The sequence below is a fragment of the Rhodococcus sp. DN22 genome, assembly GCF_036669995.1.
Classification (GTDB): Bacteria; Actinomycetota; Actinomycetes; order Mycobacteriales; family Mycobacteriaceae; genus Rhodococcus_F; species Rhodococcus_F erythropolis.
Map to the genome: position 1 here is coordinate 2,766,807 of NZ_CP133326.1, position 14,813 is coordinate 2,781,619.

The following is a 14,813-nucleotide window of genomic DNA, read 5'->3' on the forward strand; positions in this document are numbered from 1 at the left end:
GCGACCTCGGTGCTTCTCGATTTCTGATCACTGTGTTTTCCGGTCACTGTGTTTTCTGATCGGAGTTCACACGATTTGACCCTGACGTAGCGTGAGGGCTCACGATGACTTCATGACCGACACCTACCCTGCATTCGACATCAGCCCCGTCCCTGTCCCTGCGACCGATGCCGTGCCTCCGGAACAGTTCCGAGGTCTCTACGGTATGCCGATGTTCGTGTCTGTTCCGACTTCGGATCTGGCCGAATCGGCAGACTTCTGGATCCGCGGGCTCGGTTTCTTCGACCTCTTTTCGGTGCCTGATCGACTGACGCATCTGCGGCGCTGGGCATTTCAAGACGTTCTGCTCGTGCCCGGCGAGCGAGCAGATTCACCACCGTCCATCAGCGTGAGCTTTGCGTGTGTGCTGAGTCAGATCGACCAGATAGCAAAGGCGTGTGAGGAATTGCGGCCCGGATGCACCAGCGGTCCAGACCTGAAGCCGTGGAATTCACTGGAGTTGGAGATCGTGACACCGGAGAACGCGCGTGTGATCATGACGGCCGCTCGTCCGTACGACCCGAACAGTGCCGAGGCCGAGCATCTGCGAGGTATGGGAATTGACGGACCCGACGACTGAACAGAAGTCTGACGCGGTGGTCTCGCGCACCGCGTCTGTCAAACTGGATGCCGTGACGGATCAACTCTTCGGAGGCGAGGCAGACAGTGCTCTTACCGTCGGTGCTGCCGCATCTCGGCTGGGCATAACTGTACGTACCCTTCATCATTGGGACGCAATCGGTTTGGTGTGCCCATCCGGGCGCAGTGACGGTGGCTACCGGCTGTACACCGACGCCGACCTCGGCCGAATTGGTCGCGTACTTGTCTACCGCGACGTGGGCTTGTCGCTCGACGAGATCGGGATATTGCTCGAATCGCCGGCAGCCCACGTGGACGAAACATTGCGCGGGCAGCGCGCCGAGTTGCGACAACGGATTGCCGACTTGGAGCAACGGGGCGAGTCCTTGGATCGCATCATCGGTGCCAGGAAGTCCGGTGTGCTGTTGCCGGCAGACGAGCAGGTGTCGATCTTCGGCCGACACTGGCAGCCGTCATGGGGGCCGGAGGCGCACGAGCGTTGGGGTGACAGTGCGCAGTGGGCGCAGCACGCGGAACGGTCGGCGGGTAGGACCGCTGAGGATTGGCAGGGGATCGCCGACTGCGTCGAGACGCTCAACGAAGATCTGGCGTTGGCGTGCCGCGCGGGTGTCGAACCGGGAAGCGCCGAGGCGAATTCGCTGGCAGAACGCCACCGAGCGTCGATCGGGGTCTACTTCGACTGCACACACTCGATGCAGGTGTGTCTGGGACGGATGTACGTTGGCGATCCAGGCTTCTCCGAGTTCTACGACGCGCTGTTCTACGAGACGGTCGAGACCGGTCTGACCGCGTGGCTCCGCGCTGTCATCGATGCGAACGCTCTGGCACATGGAGTTGTCCCCGAATCGGCGACATGGGTGTGAGTGAGCTGGTGGTCGCTCGTCAGTCCAAAGACGCGCAGGCAGTGCACCACGGTCGGCCGTCGACCCCGGGGGCACGATGGGGTACTGCGATGCGCGCGGCCAAAATGCAGCTTTCGTTGTCGTGATAGACGTCGAGATCCGAAGGAACCGTCGAGTGGAACGCCGGGACCTTCATGTCTACCTCCGTTGTCACTCGCCAGAGAGTTGGCTCGTTGCGGTAATCCTCCCACCCCAGCGATCATCTCGCCTGTCGGAAGAAGCACGTGTCAAGGCGGGGGCCGACACCTGCTGTCCTCACCGCGCGATCATGGAGCCGCACAGCGGTTTACAGGTGTGAGAGCCTGATCACCCTTCCGGCCGAACCGATGCGCACTGCGCGCGCGGTGTGATCTTCGACGGCGCTCACCGCAGAGAATCGCACAGGGATAGGCTGGACGAATGCGTGGAGAGTACAAGGTTCCTGGTGGAAAACTGGTCGCGGTCGACGTCGAGGTGGCGGACGGTCGGCTGGCCGAAGTCGCAGTCTCGGGGGACTTCTTCCTCGAGCCCGACAGTGCGCTCGACGACATCAACGCGGCGTTGCGCGGAATGCCAGCCGACTCGGATGCAGAACAGTTGGCACAAGCTATCTCCAGTGCGCTCGACGAGTCCGTCTCGATGATCGGCTTCACGCCGCAGTCGGTCGGTATTGCGATCCGGCGCGCACTCGGTCACGCCACGAGTTGGGCGGATCACACGTTCGACCTCATCCCACCGGTGGTTCTGGACCCAGCGATGCACGTCGCGCTGGACGAGGTCATCGCGCGTGAGGTGGCATCGGGTGAGCGTCCGCCGACACTGCGATTCTGGGACTGGGACTCGCCCTTGGTCGTGATCGGATCGTTCCAATCCGTGCGTAACGAGGTCGACTCCGAGGCTGCTGCGCGGCACGGCATCGGCGTGGTGCGCCGAATCTCCGGTGGCGGCGCGATGTTCATGGAACCTGGCAACTGCATCACGTACTCGTTGGCAGTACCGGCGTCGTTGGTCGAAGGTTTGAGTTTCGAGCAGTCCTACGCGTTTCTCGATCAGTGGGTGATGGGAGCGCTGGCCGAGGTGGGTATCAACGCTCGGTACGTGCCGCTCAACGACATCGCCTCGGACAAGGGCAAGATAGCCGGCGCCGCTCAGAAGCGATTCGCGTCCGGCACCGTGCTCCATCACGTGACCATGGCCTACGACATCGATGCGGAGAAGATGACGCAGGTGCTGCGAATCGGGCGAGAGAAGATGTCGGACAAGGGAACCAAGAGCGCAGCCAAGCGGGTCGATCCGCTGCGTTCTCAATCCGGAATGACGCGTGCAGCGATCCTGGAGTCGTTTGCGCAGCACTTCCGCGGCCAGTACGACACCCGTGACAGCGACTACACGGACTCGGAGTTGGAGCAGGCGCGCAAGCTGGTGGACACGAAGTTCAGCACCGAAGCGTGGACTCACCGCGTCCCGTGACGCCGTTGTCTCGAGACACCGACAAACCGGGACGAGACCCGAGAGGTCTCGTCCCGGTCGACCTAGCTGGCCGGAGTCGTTGAGTTTGCCCCGAGAAGTTCAGCGTCGTCGACGACGGAGTTCCTCTTCGGAATGGTGAAAGTTGCGCTCACACACAGGATTGCGATGACGAAGCACGCCAGTGTGTACCACAGGTTCCCGATGGGATCTCCAGCGCTGGTGGAACCGTCGACTGCGTCGAAGAAGTCCGGAAGCGCACTCGCCCACAGTACGGCCATGACAACCAGGTACACCACGCTGTAAATCTGGACGAACCTGTTGGTGTGTGCAGGAGCGTTCGATTCTGCCGTGCGCAGGTTTCTCCACTGGCGGACGAGAACCACGATCGCGACCACTGTGAGGACGGCGAGTTCCGCCGCATAGAGGAACCCACGAACGGTGTCACTGCCCATCCCGAAGACCGTCGCCGGGAGCGGGAGAATGAACGTACCCAGCGAGGCCAGCAGGCCGATCACGATGGTGCGCCAAACCAACTGAAGCCCGGAGAAGTGCTTGCCGGCATCGACGTGCCGTCCGACGAAGTACTGGACGCAGAATGCCAACGACATCGGCCACAGAGCGGCGAAGACGACCACGCTGGGGAGTGGAACCGCGTCGAACATGGGTTGGTTGATCGGGTTCGACGTCGACCACTCCCACCACCGCAACTGGGGTCCGAGGTGATCGAAGATTTCGTAGAACGCATGGTGGACGAAGCCGACGCAGACTGCACCCAGCAGTGGACCGTATTTGCGGAAAACGCCGAGCATTCTGACTATTTCGAAGGCCAACGTCGCCATGAGCGGGTAGATGGCAATGATGTACAGCGGCAGTCGACCCCACATGAAGTCGACGGTGAACACGTTGTGCGCGAACATCGTGTCCACTTGTTCTTCGATGCCGAACGCTGCCGGGAAGTACAGCGGAGGCTCGATGATGAACAGGTAGGCGGTGGCGCCGAACCAAAGGACCAGGTTGGTGGGGTCGCCGTTGCGGCGCAGTCGCACGATCGCCAAGACCAGTGCGAGTACCGAGCCGACGATGATCGTCCATTCGAGTACGGGCAGGGTCCAGTTCTCGAGGGCCGCCGGGTTACGGAACTCGACGAGTCCACCTGCTTCCTGACAGGAGAAACCGAGTTCTGTTGCCAGTTGGGCAAACGTGGGGGAGCAGTGCTCTGCCATCAGTTGGCCCCTGACGTGATCGACTCTTGTGCCTGAGATTCAGCGGTGTACCAGCGTGTGCAGTCGTAGCCGTCGTCGTAACGCTTGAACCACTGGTCGGCCAGTGCGGGGAGCTTCTCGTGGTCCGGGTTGTGATTGGGCATCTGGCTGCGGAAGACACCGCCGAGCGCGACGAGTTGTTCGCCGAGTTGTAGGTGATCGAAGGCGCGGGGCATGGTGCCCTTGGTCAGGTAGGGCGCAAACGACGTCAGAATCTTCTGCTTGGTGCGGTGCATGGCGAACATCGACAGTGAGTCGACTTGCCGTTCGGAGAGTGGAACGTGCTGGTTGAACCCTGCACAGGCGATGCGAATCACCTTCATGACGTGCGCGAAGATCGACGGCGCCATTCGCATCCGGTAAAGCTCGCTTCCGACAACGGAATTGAAGATGATCAGTGCCGAGCTGCGATGCTCGACCTCCTCGACGAAGTGCCAGATGAACAGTGACGCGACGCGGTCGTCTCCCGGACGGAACAAGGTCGCCTCGTTGTCGAGCATCAGTTTGAACACCGGTGTGAAGGTCGCCTCCAGATCTGCGGTGTACGCGAGCCGGTAGTTCAACGAGGTCGCCTCGGTGAGCAGATCGAATTCACCGATCACGGCGTCGAGTGTGTTCTGCAGTCCGGGGTATCGCCTGATCAGAGCTTTCACATGTTGGCGGTGGGCGGTCGAGTGGTGGCCTTCTTGACGCATGAATGCCACGGCTTCCTCGGCGACCTCCGGATCGCTGATCCGCGACTTGGTTTGCATGATCATCTTCACGATCATTTTCTCGAAACCGATGGCCAGGAACGAGACCGCGTTGGACATGCTCGACCAGGCCGGATTCTCCGGGTTCCACAGGAAGGGAACGTCATGATCCTCGAATCCGAAATCCATCTTTCGGGGCTGAAGGTTGGTCACTTGTCGAACCTCGTCTTTCGGAGGGGCTGGTCAGGTGGCCGCTCTGGCACTCGAAGCCACTTGTGGCAGTAATCATACATATTGGTGTGCAGTTGTATGTTCACTTTCGATGACGAACGTGAATTCGAGGGACGCAGATGCAAAACCTGCCTGTGTTAGCCTGTGGCTCTTGGACTTCGAGCGCAAAGACATGGTTCGAGCCTCGTTCGAGCGAGGAAGTGGGCAGTGGCACGAAGGCGTGGGTGGGGCGGCAATCCACCGGACAACGACGAAGATGCGTCACGTCGAATTGTCGAGGCCGCAGTCGAGCTGATCGGACGGACGAGTTCGGAAATCAGCATCGGCGACGTCGCGGAGTCACTGGGCGTGATCCGGCAGACCGTGTATCGATACTTCCCCAGCGCCGACGCTCTGATGCGGGCAGCGGCGATCGCGTCGGTCGACGGCTACCTCGATCGACTCACCACACACGTGAGCGGCATCGAAGATCCCGTCGAGGCGATGACCGAGGGTGTTCTCTACACACTGACTCAGGTCCACCGAACACCGCATCTCGGCATCCTTCTCACAAGCACGAATACGAGTCTGCACCCGGAGGGTCTGACCTCGCAGGAGGCGCAAGCCTTCGGAATGGCGATGATCAACCGCTTCGACGTGGACTGGGTGCATTACGGCTACGACGACGCGTCACTTCAGGAACTGGTCGAATACGTCCTGCGGACGATGCAGTCGTTTTTCCTCGCGCCTGGCGACCCACCGCGGAGCGATGAGGAACTGCGGCGATACCTAAGGCGCTGGATGGGTTCTGCGATCATCGCCCAGGCAAATTCTGTCAGCGATGACCCGATCAGCGCAGGACTATCGTCAAAGCAACGGCACTGACGCACGCGGCGATGACGACGGTCAGTGCGAACAGGTCGGCGAGCTGAGGGCGCTTGGGGTACGCCGCAATCAGTCCAGTGCCCCCGCGCGCGGAGATTGCTTCGCCCATTTCGGCAGACCGCCGAATTGCCACGGACATGGTTGTGGTGATCAGGTCGACTATCGAATTGTCGGCCGCGCTGTTCACCACAGCTTTCGGGCGCAGTCGTCGCGCCGCTACCAGGGTGAGCATCTCGTCGATCAACAGCGGAAGTGAACGAATGCAGAGGGCGGTCGCGATGGCCCACTCGTCGACCGGGATCTTGAATATTCGCAGCGGTCTACCGAGCGTTGCCAGTGCCGGCGCCACGTCGCTCATCGACGTGGTCCACGCCAACATCAGTGAGACGCAGAGCAATACAAGACCGAACGTCACAGCTTGCAGGTAGATGAACACCGCGTCGATGCCGATCGGAAGGTTGATCAACGCGCCGAGCAGGATCAGCGCCCACAACCACCACGGAGGTCGGGGAACTGCAGTCGGGGGGATGCGTCCGATCACCGCGGTCAGCAACAACAATCCCAGTACGACGCCGATCGCCGGCCAGGACGGCGCGGCCACGACCACGATGCTGACGAGAACGACGGCAACGATCTTCGTTCCGGCCCACAATCGGTGGATCGGCGATGAAGTCGGGACTTCGCGCAGAAGTGTTGTCACGTCGTCGATCCTTCCAAGGCGCTGCTGGCGGCAGGGTCGAGGATGCGACCCTGCGACAGTCGAATTGTTCTGCTGCAGACGGCGTCCATGCCGTCGACATCGTGGGAGATGACGACTACTGCGGTTCCGTTCCGACGAATCCACCTGAGTACGTTCAGGATTTCGTGTCGGCCGGGTGGATCGAGCCCGGCCAATGGTTCGTCGAGGATGAGTACTCGGGGTTGGCGGACGAGGAGACCGGCCAGTACGACGCGTCGCATCTGTCCGCCGCTCAACTCGTCGATACTGCGGCCGGCGATGTGACGGTCGAGTCCGACGGCGTCGAGCGCCCAGGAGACTTGCACCGATCCGATCTCCGGACCACCGGCGGCCTCGATGTCTTCGGCGACGGTTCGGCGTTGCAGCTGCAGCCTCGAGTGTTGGAACGTCAGACCGACAGTGCCGAGCTGACGCGAGACGGGTTTGCCGTCGAAGACCGCGGTTCCCCGGCTCGGTGCGATCAAGCCCGCCATGATCCAGGCCAGGGTCGATTTACCGGAACCGTTGCCGCCCAGGACCAGTAGTCCGTCCCCGTCTCCGATGGTCAGATTCACGTCCGAGAGTGCGCGCCGCGACCACGGAGTCCGGTCGTTGTAGGTGTGGGTGACATCGGTGAGTTGGAGGACCGTTCGAGTGCCGGCCGGCCACGGCGCAGACGGCGGACCCGCGAACGTCGACGTCATCCAACCGGGTTGGTGATCGATCTGCCGTCCGCGTTGTAGTTGAATCACCCGATCTGAGTTGCGGGTGTCGGCGTGGTGATGGGTGACCAGAACCACGGCCATCGGATGGCGCCGGGGCAGTTCGGCGAGGAGCGAGACCAATTCCTCCCGGCCGGCCTGATCGACCATCGCGGTGGCTTCGTCCGCGATCAGCAGAGCGGGGCGACGAGCCAGAGCGGCAGCAACCGCCAGACGTTGCATCTCGCCGCCGGACAGCCCTGAGGTCTCGCGCATGCCCATGCCCGCGAGTCCCACCTCGGCCAGCAGTGCATCGACGTCGGGATGCGACTCGGGCGGAAGCCCCCAGACGACGTCATCGGCGACGCGGGTTCCGAGGATCTGGCTCTCGGGACGTTGGAGGACGACGGCGGTTCCTCCGTGTCGACCGAGACCGGCGGACCCGGGCCTCGTCAGGGTCCCGACGGTCGGTGCGCGACCGGCGAGCAACCGGGTGAGTGTGGACTTGCCCGAGCCGTTGTGGCCGACGACGGTGACGAACTCTCCTCGTCGGACCGTGAAGTTGACGTCGACGAGCGCCGGCGTCGATGCACCCGGATAGGTGAAGCCCACGTGATCGAAAGTGACCGGTAACGGATCGATCGGACGGTCGTCGGGTGCTGTCTGGAGCGGGTCGGCCGAGGGGAGTGCAGCCAATCGATCGAGGACGGCGCCGAGGACAAAATAGGAGACGACGGTGCTGAGGACGATTCCGGAGATGATCGACACGCCGATCCACAACCACCAGTAGTCGATGATCGAGCCGATGCTCTTCTCGATCCATTCGGCTGCGCCGACCAGCGTGGGGGCACGCTTCAAGATTGCGGCCACGCCAAGCGCGGTGTTCTCCAGCGAGGTCAACAACAAGGTGCGCAGGGGCGCGAGAACAAGCAAAAGGACTATGGAGAACAACGCCAGCGCGGGTCCGATGACAAGCGACGACAGCAACGCGGAGACGAAGCCGAGACCGCGCCGCTTGACCGTACCGATGATTCCGCCGAGGAGAGCGCTCAGCGCGACCGCCGCCGCAGATCCCGAACCCGCTGCGACGAAAGCGACCGCAGTAGCCGAGACGCCGGCCGTCATCACGGCGCGGACTCGAAAGCGCTGGGCAACAATTCCCATCGGAACGGCGGCCACGAGGTTGAGGGCGCTGGCCATGGGGATGACCGTGGCAATGACGGACAACGCGACCGTGAATCCGGCCATGACGGCACCCGTTGCCAACTCGAGTGGTCGAAGGTTGCCGGTTTCGCGGACTTGCGGACGGTTGCTCACTACGTCCAGTGTGCCAGTGGTGACATAACTCCTGCCCGACTGATGGTGAGCGCATCGGCACGATTGCGTAGGCTTCACCTCAAACAATGCATCGGACGGAGCGTGGAAGACGTGAGTGCAGCACCCATCAGGGTCGGGGTTCTGGGAGCCAAGGGCAAGGTCGGTCGAGCAATCTGCGAGGCAGTGGAAGCTGCTCCCGATCTGGAACTTGTCGCTCAGGTCGATACCGGTGATCGCATCGAGACGTTCGTCGACACCCGCACTCAGGTAGTCGTCGATTTCACGCACCCCGACGTCGTCATGGGAAATCTGGAATTCCTCGTGGCCAACGGAATTCACGCCGTGATCGGCACCACCGGTTTCGACGAGTCCAGGCTTGCGACTGTGCAGTCCTGGCTCGACGAGCAGCCTGCAACGGGTGTTCTGATCGCCCCGAACTTCGCTATCGGTGCTGTGTTGTTGATGCGCTTCTCGGCTGCCGCGGCGCGCTTCTTCGATTCCGTCGAGGTCATCGAACTTCACCACCCCAACAAGGCAGATGCTCCCTCGGGCACCGCATACCGAACGGCCGCCATGATCGCCGAAGCTCGCGCGGAAGCAGGCGTCGGACGCAGCCCTGACGCCACCACGACCGAGCTCGAGGGTGCGCGCGGCGCCGACGTCGACGGCGTCCGGGTTCACTCCGTGCGGATGGCCGGACTGGTCGCGCATCAGGAAGTGATTCTCGGAACTCAGGGCGAGACGCTGACCATTCGCCACGACTCGATCGACCGGAATTCGTTCGCGCCGGGCGTTCTGCTCGGTGTCCGCCAGATCGGCTCGCGTCCGGGCCTGACGGTCGGTATCGATTCCTTCCTCGATCTATGAACAAGACCACCCGCACCCTCGCGCTGATCGTTGCGATCTGTATCGCGCTCGCGGTGTACTTCGTGTTGCTCGGCCAGCGCGGAATTCAGCTCATCCAAGACGGAGGCGGCGCCGCGATCGGTCTCGGGATCGGCGTGCTGATCCTGCCGTTCCTGGGGCTGTGGCTCGTCATCGCCACCATTCGCGCCGGCTTCACACACCAACGCCTCGCGCAGCAGATTCACGACGAGGGCCTCGCTGTCGATGCGTCTTCACTTCCGAAATTGCCTTCGGGCCGGATCGAGCGGGCGGCTGCCGACGAGTTGTTCGCTCAGATCAAGGTCGACTGGGAAGCAGACCCGGACAACTGGAAGCAGAACTTCCGACTCGCTCGCGCCTACGACTATGCCGGTGACCGAAGCCGGGCGCGGGAAACCATGCGCCGCGCAGTGGAACTGGAACGTCGGTCGCGAGGCAAGTAGTTTCTCCCTGCTAGGAACAGGGGTCTGCTGGGATGCTACCGCTCCGGAACTGTTGCGGGAGAAGACGGATCCGGAGTGGTGGGGTCGAATGGCGGCGGGTTGTTCGGGTCGAAGCTAGTCATCGGCACCGAACACGTCGCGCCCACTTCGGGATACGTGTTCGGGTTGACTCGTAGCGCCGAGACGAATTGATCGATGCGAGCGTCCTCAGCGTTGTCGAGTTTGAGTTGACGGCCCCAGGACTGCAGCGAGATCGGCGAATCCAGGGTCGGATACGGCGACATCAAGGTGTAGCTCATGCCTTCGACTCGCTGTGCCAAGCGCGCCTGATCCTCACTCGAGACCAGGTCGGGGTTGTACGTGATCCACACTGCCCCGTGCTCGAGGGAATGGACCGCATTCTCGGTTCGAATGGCTTGCGGGTAGACAACTCCGGTGCAGTTTGCCCAGACCGAATCATGGCGACCACCGAAGGGCGGTGAATGTGTGTACGCCACACGTTCGTTCGGCCGTACGTGTTGAGCTGCCGGGTAGTCGACCGTGACAACTCCGTCGATGGATTCGGACGGATCCGGATTGTCGACGCTCGGAACAAACGCATCCGGTCGAGGTGTTCCTTCGAGAGAATTCGCGCACGAAGCCAGCGCGAGAACTGTCGAGAACGCCACTGTTGCTCGAAGTTGTTTGTTCACTCGGCCATGATAGCGGCGCCTGTCCGCTTTCCCGAGACGTGAATCGACTACGACCCGAGAGAGCTTGTGGTTCCGCCCGAGAGCGCGATGTCACTGGCGCCTCGAAGAATTCGGAGCGGAGGCAGCGGCCCTTGGTATGCCTCGGAGCCACTGATCAGATCACCGGCCGCGTCGAACGCGATCGCTTCACCTTGTGGCTCGTCGGGAAGGGGCACACGAATAGGCGTGGTGGTCAAGGCTTTCGCGACATCGCCGTCGGGAGCTGTGTAGAGGTAGACATCGGTGTAGGTGCGCAGCGCTACCACCGTGCCGTCTTTGCTCACGGCGCCTCCGGTGACAGCCATAGTTCCGGCATGGGGGACCGGTCCACCGGAAGTGAGGGTGGGAGTAAATCTGAGCTGACCTACCTTGGCCAACATGGTCGGCGACGCCGTACTCAGATCCTGAACCTGCTGTCGTTCAGCGGTTGTGTAGACCACGCTTGCGCCCAGGTAATCCTTGGTGACGATGACGGGAAGCCCGTTGCTCTGGATCAGCAGTGTCTCGGCATCGTGCGCCCCGTCCGGATAAACCAGGGGGTAGGAGGTCGCGGCACCTGAAGTCGGATCGAGTTCGATCAGCCCGATCGACGTTCGTACCGCGTTGTTGTCGCCGATGTCTGCCAGCCACAGGTGGCCGTCGGGAGTCGACGAGAGATCCTCGACATCGACACGAGGGGTGCCCACGTTGATCCAGCGCTGAACGTGGCAGTTCGAATCGAGTTCGGCGACTCGATCATCGGAACCGCTGTCGCCGATTGCGTATATCCCGGCCGCGGTGACGGTGAGTCCGGACAGCTCGGAAAGGCCTGCATCGGTGGGTGTGCACAGTACGTCGAAGACGCGCGGGGCCTGTTGCGCCGCCGCCGGAACAGTGTGAACGCCGACGACTGCTGCGGCGAGAAGAACCGATCCGGCAGCCGCACCGACTGAATGGGCGAGCGGGCGATTCCACATCACGATGCAGTCCTCCGGGCCGAAGAATCGGGACTTAGTACCCAGAGAATACTGGACGTCCGTCTCACTTTGTCCGAATTCCAAGAAATCGCGCATGCCGGGACGTCGTGATGCGTCAGTGATTCGCTGAGTGAATGTTGGTGCAGGAGGGGATACTCGACTCACCGGAGATCGGCGGCAACGAGCAGGAAGTGACGAAGCGATGGCGAAGCGTGATTCCGAAAAGCAAGGCGCAGATTCCCCGTCTCAGTTGATCGACCAGCGAATCGAGGAACTCGGAGACTGGCGGGGCGAGATGCTCTCCCGGATACGAACTCTGATCAAAGAGGTGGATCCGGATGTGGTGGAGGAATGGAAGTGGCGAGGAGTTCCCGTGTGGTACCACGCCGGAATGATCTGTACCGGTGAGACTTACAAGAGTGCAGTGAAGGTGACTTTTGCCAAAGGCGCATCACTCGACGACGCCTCAGGTCTCTTCAACTCCAGCCTCGAGGGCAATACGAGACGGGCGATCGATTTTCACGAAGGTGAAGCCGTCGACGAAAAGGCGTTCAAGGCACTCGTTCACGCCGCGATTGCCCTGAACACCTCGAAGAAGTGATGCCTGGTCAGAGCTGATGTTCAGCGAGGTCGAACGCACTGAGTAACGTGCGGAATTTTGTACTGGTCTCTATCAGCTCGATTTCCGGATCGGAGGAAGCGACGATTCCGCCGCCTGCGTACGCCCGCGCCGAGAGGCCGTCTGCTGCAATCTCGGCGCAGCGAATAGCCACCATCCACTCGCCGTCTCCGGTTCGGTCGCACCAGCCCACGGCACCGGCGTAGAACCCGCGGTCCCCTTCGGTCGCGGTGATGTGCTCGCGTGCGGCGCCCGTCGGTGTTCCGCAGATGGCGGGGGTCGGGTGCAGCGCCATTGCCAGCTCGAGCGAGGTCAGGCTCGGATCGGCCAGGACACCTTCGATCTTGGTCCCGAGGTGCCACAGTTGCGGTGTCCGAAGGAGTTCCGGTGCGCTGGGTGCATTGAATGATGTGCACAGTGGTCCGAGTATCGCGCTGATGGAGTCGACGACAAACGCGTGTTCGGCGAGATCTTTGGTCGACGCGCGGAGTTGCTCGGCATTCGCCTCGTCCTGATCCGAATTCGGGTGCCGTGCAATCGAGCCCGCCAAGGGGTGGCAGGTGACGACGTCGCCTCGCCGTTCGATCAGAACCTCGGGCGTCGAGCCGACCAGCGAACGCCCGCGGTACTTTCCTCCGGCGGGGGACAAGTCGACGCAGAAACCGTTGTGCGCGTGATCGAGTGCAATCAGTTTCTCGGCCAGAGCGGCGGGAAAGATCGTGGACTCGGCCTCGATGGTCAGGGAGCGTGCGAGGACAACTTTGTCGAGTTCGCCTGCTCGAAGACGTTCGATGGCGCCGCGGACTCTGTCGGTGTGGATCTGCGGGCTGGGTTCGAATCCGGCTACCCGCGAAGTGGGTAGCGTCGGTGCGTTCGAGTGATATAGATCACCGCGGACTCGTGTGAAACTCAGTGGCGCGGTGAGGGCGGACGGCGTCTCCGGTGAGAACGGCAGGGCGCCGACGACCGAGTCGATGCGGCCCGTTTTGAGGGCTTCAGCGGCGTCGAAGGCCGAGTCGAATTCTTCGACTACTCCCGAAGTACGGATCGACGTTTGCCTACGTGAGAGCAGGAAAACGGAGTCCGTTTCATCGTCAGTCCGGTTGTTGCGCAACGGGAATTCGGAGACTTCGGCGAGTGCTGACATGGACACCCTTCCAGTTCGACAGGATTACTTGCTATGTTGAGGCTAGCCTTAGTTAGGGTAATTTGTGTCGTGAGCATCCGGGTTGTGTACTTCCGTACCGTTATGGTTAGGCTGGCCTAAAGTAAAGGCGTGCGGACGGGGTCGACACGAGGGGCGGGTTGGCTCGATCTGAGCGCGTCGACCACTACTCGAGGAGACCGATGAACAACACCGTGGACCGTGACCAGATCGTGCGCGACGTCGCCGAGGTTCTGTCGATGAGGGCAGAACAACTCGGCGACGACGCGGACCTGGGTGACGAAGGCCTGGACTCGGTTCGCTTGATGACGCTCGTCGAACGCTGGCGAGGAGCGGGCGCGGATGCCGACTTCGCGGAGTTGGCAGAAGAACCGACCATCAATGCCTGGGTTCAGGTGCTGTGCCCGCAGTGAGCGATCGCCGAATTGCCGTGGTCACCGGTGCGGCGGCGGGGATCGGCGCCGCAGTGGCCCGGACTCTTGCGCGCGACGGGTATTCGCTGGCACTTCTCGATCGCGACGACGTCGAACTGAAGCGGGCAACTGCGGAATTGGCAGAAACAATCGTCGAAGGCGCCGATATCGAGAGTCACGTCGTGGACGTGACCGATCGGCAGGCAGTCGACGCTGCAGTGGCCTCCACGATGGATACGTTCGGCCGGATCGACGCGCTCGCGCACGTCGCCGGAATTCTGGACACCGGATCGGTGCTTGACTCCGATCCAGACCAGTGGCGGAATATATTCGGCGTCAACGTCTTCGGATTGCTCAACGTTCTGCAAAGTGTGGGACTGGAAATGCGTCGCCGGCGGGCTGGGTCGATCGTGGTGGTCTCGTCCAACGCGGCCGGTGTCCCACGTATCGGGATGGGTGCTTACGGTTCGTCCAAAGCTGCTGCCACCATGTTGGTTCGAACCGCGGGTCTGGAGTTGGCTGTCGACGGGATTCGCGTCAACGTTGTCGCTCCGGGTTCCACAGACACAGCGATGCAGCGGTCTTTGTGGTCGGACCCTTCCGACGATTCGGGTGCCGATGCGGTCATCGAAGGCAATCTGGCGGGCTATCGCCTGGGCATTCCGCTCGGAAAACTTGCCACCGCAGACGATATCGCGGACTCGGTGCACTTCCTGCTGTCCGACCGGGCGGCCCACATCACCATGCAGGCGCTGTACGTCGACGGCGGAGCGACGCTAAAAGCGTGAGATGTATTTGCTGACAGTACTTTCGAAGAGGAGTCACT

Annotated in this window: 17 protein-coding genes; 9 read left to right on the forward strand and 8 right to left on the reverse strand. The window is 62.0% G+C overall.

The window, feature by feature from the left end; genetic code table 11:
- The first annotated feature begins 112 nt into the window (after window positions 1-112).
- Window positions 113-619 carry a glyoxalase/bleomycin resistance/dioxygenase family protein gene (locus tag RA302_RS12750; RefSeq protein WP_031331575.1) on the forward strand — a complete coding sequence of 169 codons (507 nt, stop codon included), beginning with the start codon at window positions 113-115 and terminating at the stop codon, window positions 617-619.
- A 52-nt stretch (window positions 620-671) separates the two neighbouring features.
- Window positions 672-1,502, forward strand: coding sequence for a MerR family transcriptional regulator (locus tag RA302_RS12755; protein WP_243617189.1), 831 nt, complete (start codon window positions 672-674; stop codon window positions 1,500-1,502).
- 19 nt (window positions 1,503-1,521) lie between these two features.
- Here the strand turns inward: RA302_RS12755 and RA302_RS12760 are convergent, their stop codons facing one another.
- Complete coding sequence (locus RA302_RS12760; protein ID WP_153211278.1) at window positions 1,522-1,695, reverse strand: hypothetical protein; 174 nt, start codon at window positions 1,693-1,695, stop codon at window positions 1,522-1,524.
- A gap of 245 nt (window positions 1,696-1,940) precedes the next feature.
- On the opposite strand from RA302_RS12760, the gene RA302_RS12765 reads away from it, so the two are divergent.
- Window positions 1,941-2,990 carry a biotin/lipoate A/B protein ligase family protein gene (locus RA302_RS12765; protein WP_243617190.1) on the forward strand — a complete coding sequence of 350 codons (1,050 nt, stop codon included), beginning with the start codon at window positions 1,941-1,943 and terminating at the stop codon, window positions 2,988-2,990.
- A 62-nt stretch (window positions 2,991-3,052) separates the two neighbouring features.
- Here RA302_RS12765 and RA302_RS12770 read toward each other — a convergent pair whose 3' ends face one another.
- Both RA302_RS12770 and RA302_RS12775 read right to left on the reverse strand, forming a co-directional pair.
- Window positions 3,053-4,213 carry a hypothetical protein gene (locus tag RA302_RS12770; protein ID WP_021333568.1) on the reverse strand — a complete coding sequence of 387 codons (1,161 nt, stop codon included), beginning with the start codon at window positions 4,211-4,213 and terminating at the stop codon, window positions 3,053-3,055.
- Window positions 4,213-5,157, reverse strand: coding sequence for a metal-dependent hydrolase (locus RA302_RS12775; protein ID WP_029255210.1), 945 nt, complete (start codon window positions 5,155-5,157; stop codon window positions 4,213-4,215). The genes RA302_RS12770 and RA302_RS12775 overlap by 1 nt, the downstream gene beginning before the upstream one ends.
- A 225-nt stretch (window positions 5,158-5,382) precedes the next feature.
- Between RA302_RS12775 and RA302_RS12780 the strand changes: the two genes are divergently transcribed.
- A complete protein-coding gene (locus RA302_RS12780; RefSeq protein WP_097387437.1) occupies window positions 5,383-6,039 on the forward strand; it encodes a TetR/AcrR family transcriptional regulator in 657 nt (218 codons plus the stop codon).
- Here RA302_RS12780 and RA302_RS12785 read toward each other — a convergent pair.
- Entirely contained in the window at window positions 6,005-6,739 is a 735-nt protein-coding gene (locus tag RA302_RS12785) for an energy-coupling factor transporter transmembrane protein EcfT (protein ID WP_020907480.1), read from the reverse strand. The genes RA302_RS12780 and RA302_RS12785 overlap by 35 nt on opposite strands.
- A complete protein-coding gene (locus RA302_RS12790) occupies window positions 6,736-8,775 on the reverse strand; it encodes an ATP-binding cassette domain-containing protein (protein ID WP_243617191.1) in 2,040 nt (679 codons plus the stop codon). The genes RA302_RS12785 and RA302_RS12790 overlap by 4 nt, the downstream gene beginning before the upstream one ends.
- Before the next feature lie 102 nt (window positions 8,776-8,877).
- Here RA302_RS12790 and dapB point away from each other — a divergent pair, with 102 nt between their 5' ends.
- Complete coding sequence (gene dapB / locus RA302_RS12795) at window positions 8,878-9,642, forward strand: 4-hydroxy-tetrahydrodipicolinate reductase (protein ID WP_019748144.1); 765 nt, start codon at window positions 8,878-8,880, stop codon at window positions 9,640-9,642.
- Entirely contained in the window at window positions 9,639-10,103 is a 465-nt protein-coding gene (locus tag RA302_RS12800) for a hypothetical protein (RefSeq protein WP_243617192.1), read from the forward strand. The genes dapB and RA302_RS12800 overlap by 4 nt, the downstream gene beginning before the upstream one ends.
- A 35-nt stretch (window positions 10,104-10,138) precedes the next feature.
- On the opposite strand, the gene RA302_RS12805 is transcribed toward RA302_RS12800, so the two are convergent.
- Window positions 10,139-10,795 carry a DUF3105 domain-containing protein gene (locus RA302_RS12805; protein ID WP_243617193.1) on the reverse strand — a complete coding sequence of 219 codons (657 nt, stop codon included), beginning with the start codon at window positions 10,793-10,795 and terminating at the stop codon, window positions 10,139-10,141.
- A 47-nt stretch (window positions 10,796-10,842) separates the two neighbouring features.
- On the reverse strand, window positions 10,843-11,790 hold the full coding sequence (locus tag RA302_RS12810; RefSeq protein ID WP_243617277.1) for a hypothetical protein: 948 nt from the start codon (window positions 11,788-11,790) through the stop codon (window positions 10,843-10,845).
- Between the two features lie 202 nt (window positions 11,791-11,992).
- Here RA302_RS12810 and RA302_RS12815 point away from each other — a divergent pair, with 202 nt between their 5' ends.
- Window positions 11,993-12,391 carry a DUF1801 domain-containing protein gene (locus tag RA302_RS12815; protein WP_020907486.1) on the forward strand — a complete coding sequence of 133 codons (399 nt, stop codon included), beginning with the start codon at window positions 11,993-11,995 and terminating at the stop codon, window positions 12,389-12,391.
- A gap of 7 nt (window positions 12,392-12,398) precedes the next feature.
- Here the strand turns inward: RA302_RS12815 and RA302_RS12820 are convergent, their stop codons facing one another.
- Window positions 12,399-13,556, reverse strand: coding sequence for an isochorismate synthase (locus tag RA302_RS12820; protein WP_243617194.1), 1,158 nt, complete (start codon window positions 13,554-13,556; stop codon window positions 12,399-12,401).
- A gap of 200 nt (window positions 13,557-13,756) precedes the next feature.
- On the opposite strand from RA302_RS12820, the gene RA302_RS12825 reads away from it, so the two are divergent.
- Together RA302_RS12825 and RA302_RS12830 are read left to right on the forward strand one after the other, a co-directional pair.
- Window positions 13,757-13,987 (forward strand): phosphopantetheine-binding protein, encoded by a 231-nt coding sequence (locus RA302_RS12825; protein ID WP_243617195.1) that lies wholly within the window; start codon window positions 13,757-13,759, stop codon window positions 13,985-13,987.
- A complete protein-coding gene (locus RA302_RS12830; RefSeq protein ID WP_243617196.1) occupies window positions 13,975-14,775 on the forward strand; it encodes a 2,3-dihydro-2,3-dihydroxybenzoate dehydrogenase in 801 nt (266 codons plus the stop codon). The genes RA302_RS12825 and RA302_RS12830 overlap by 13 nt, the downstream gene beginning before the upstream one ends.
- Window positions 14,776-14,813: the final 38 nt, after the last annotated feature.

What these genes read in the sequence shown, in the direction of transcription:
- RA302_RS12825 (WP_243617195.1), top strand. Translation starts at nt 13,757, where the DNA reads ATGAACAACACCGTGGACCGTGACCAGATCGTGCGCGACGTCGCCGAG.
- RA302_RS12750 (WP_031331575.1), top strand. Translation starts at nt 113, where the DNA reads ATGACCGACACCTACCCTGCATTCGACATCAGCCCCGTCCCTGTCCCT.
- RA302_RS12765 (WP_243617190.1), top strand. Translation starts at nt 1,941, where the DNA reads ATGCGTGGAGAGTACAAGGTTCCTGGTGGAAAACTGGTCGCGGTCGAC.
- RA302_RS12820 (WP_243617194.1), bottom strand. Translation starts at nt 13,556, where the DNA reads ATGTCAGCACTCGCCGAAGTCTCCGAATTCCCGTTGCGCAACAACCGG.
- RA302_RS12815 (WP_020907486.1), top strand. Translation starts at nt 11,993, where the DNA reads ATGGCGAAGCGTGATTCCGAAAAGCAAGGCGCAGATTCCCCGTCTCAG.
- RA302_RS12810 (WP_243617277.1), bottom strand. Translation starts at nt 11,790, where the DNA reads ATGTGGAATCGCCCGCTCGCCCATTCAGTCGGTGCGGCTGCCGGATCG.
- RA302_RS12800 (WP_243617192.1), top strand. Translation starts at nt 9,639, where the DNA reads ATGAACAAGACCACCCGCACCCTCGCGCTGATCGTTGCGATCTGTATC.
- RA302_RS12770 (WP_021333568.1), bottom strand. Translation starts at nt 4,213, where the DNA reads ATGGCAGAGCACTGCTCCCCCACGTTTGCCCAACTGGCAACAGAACTC.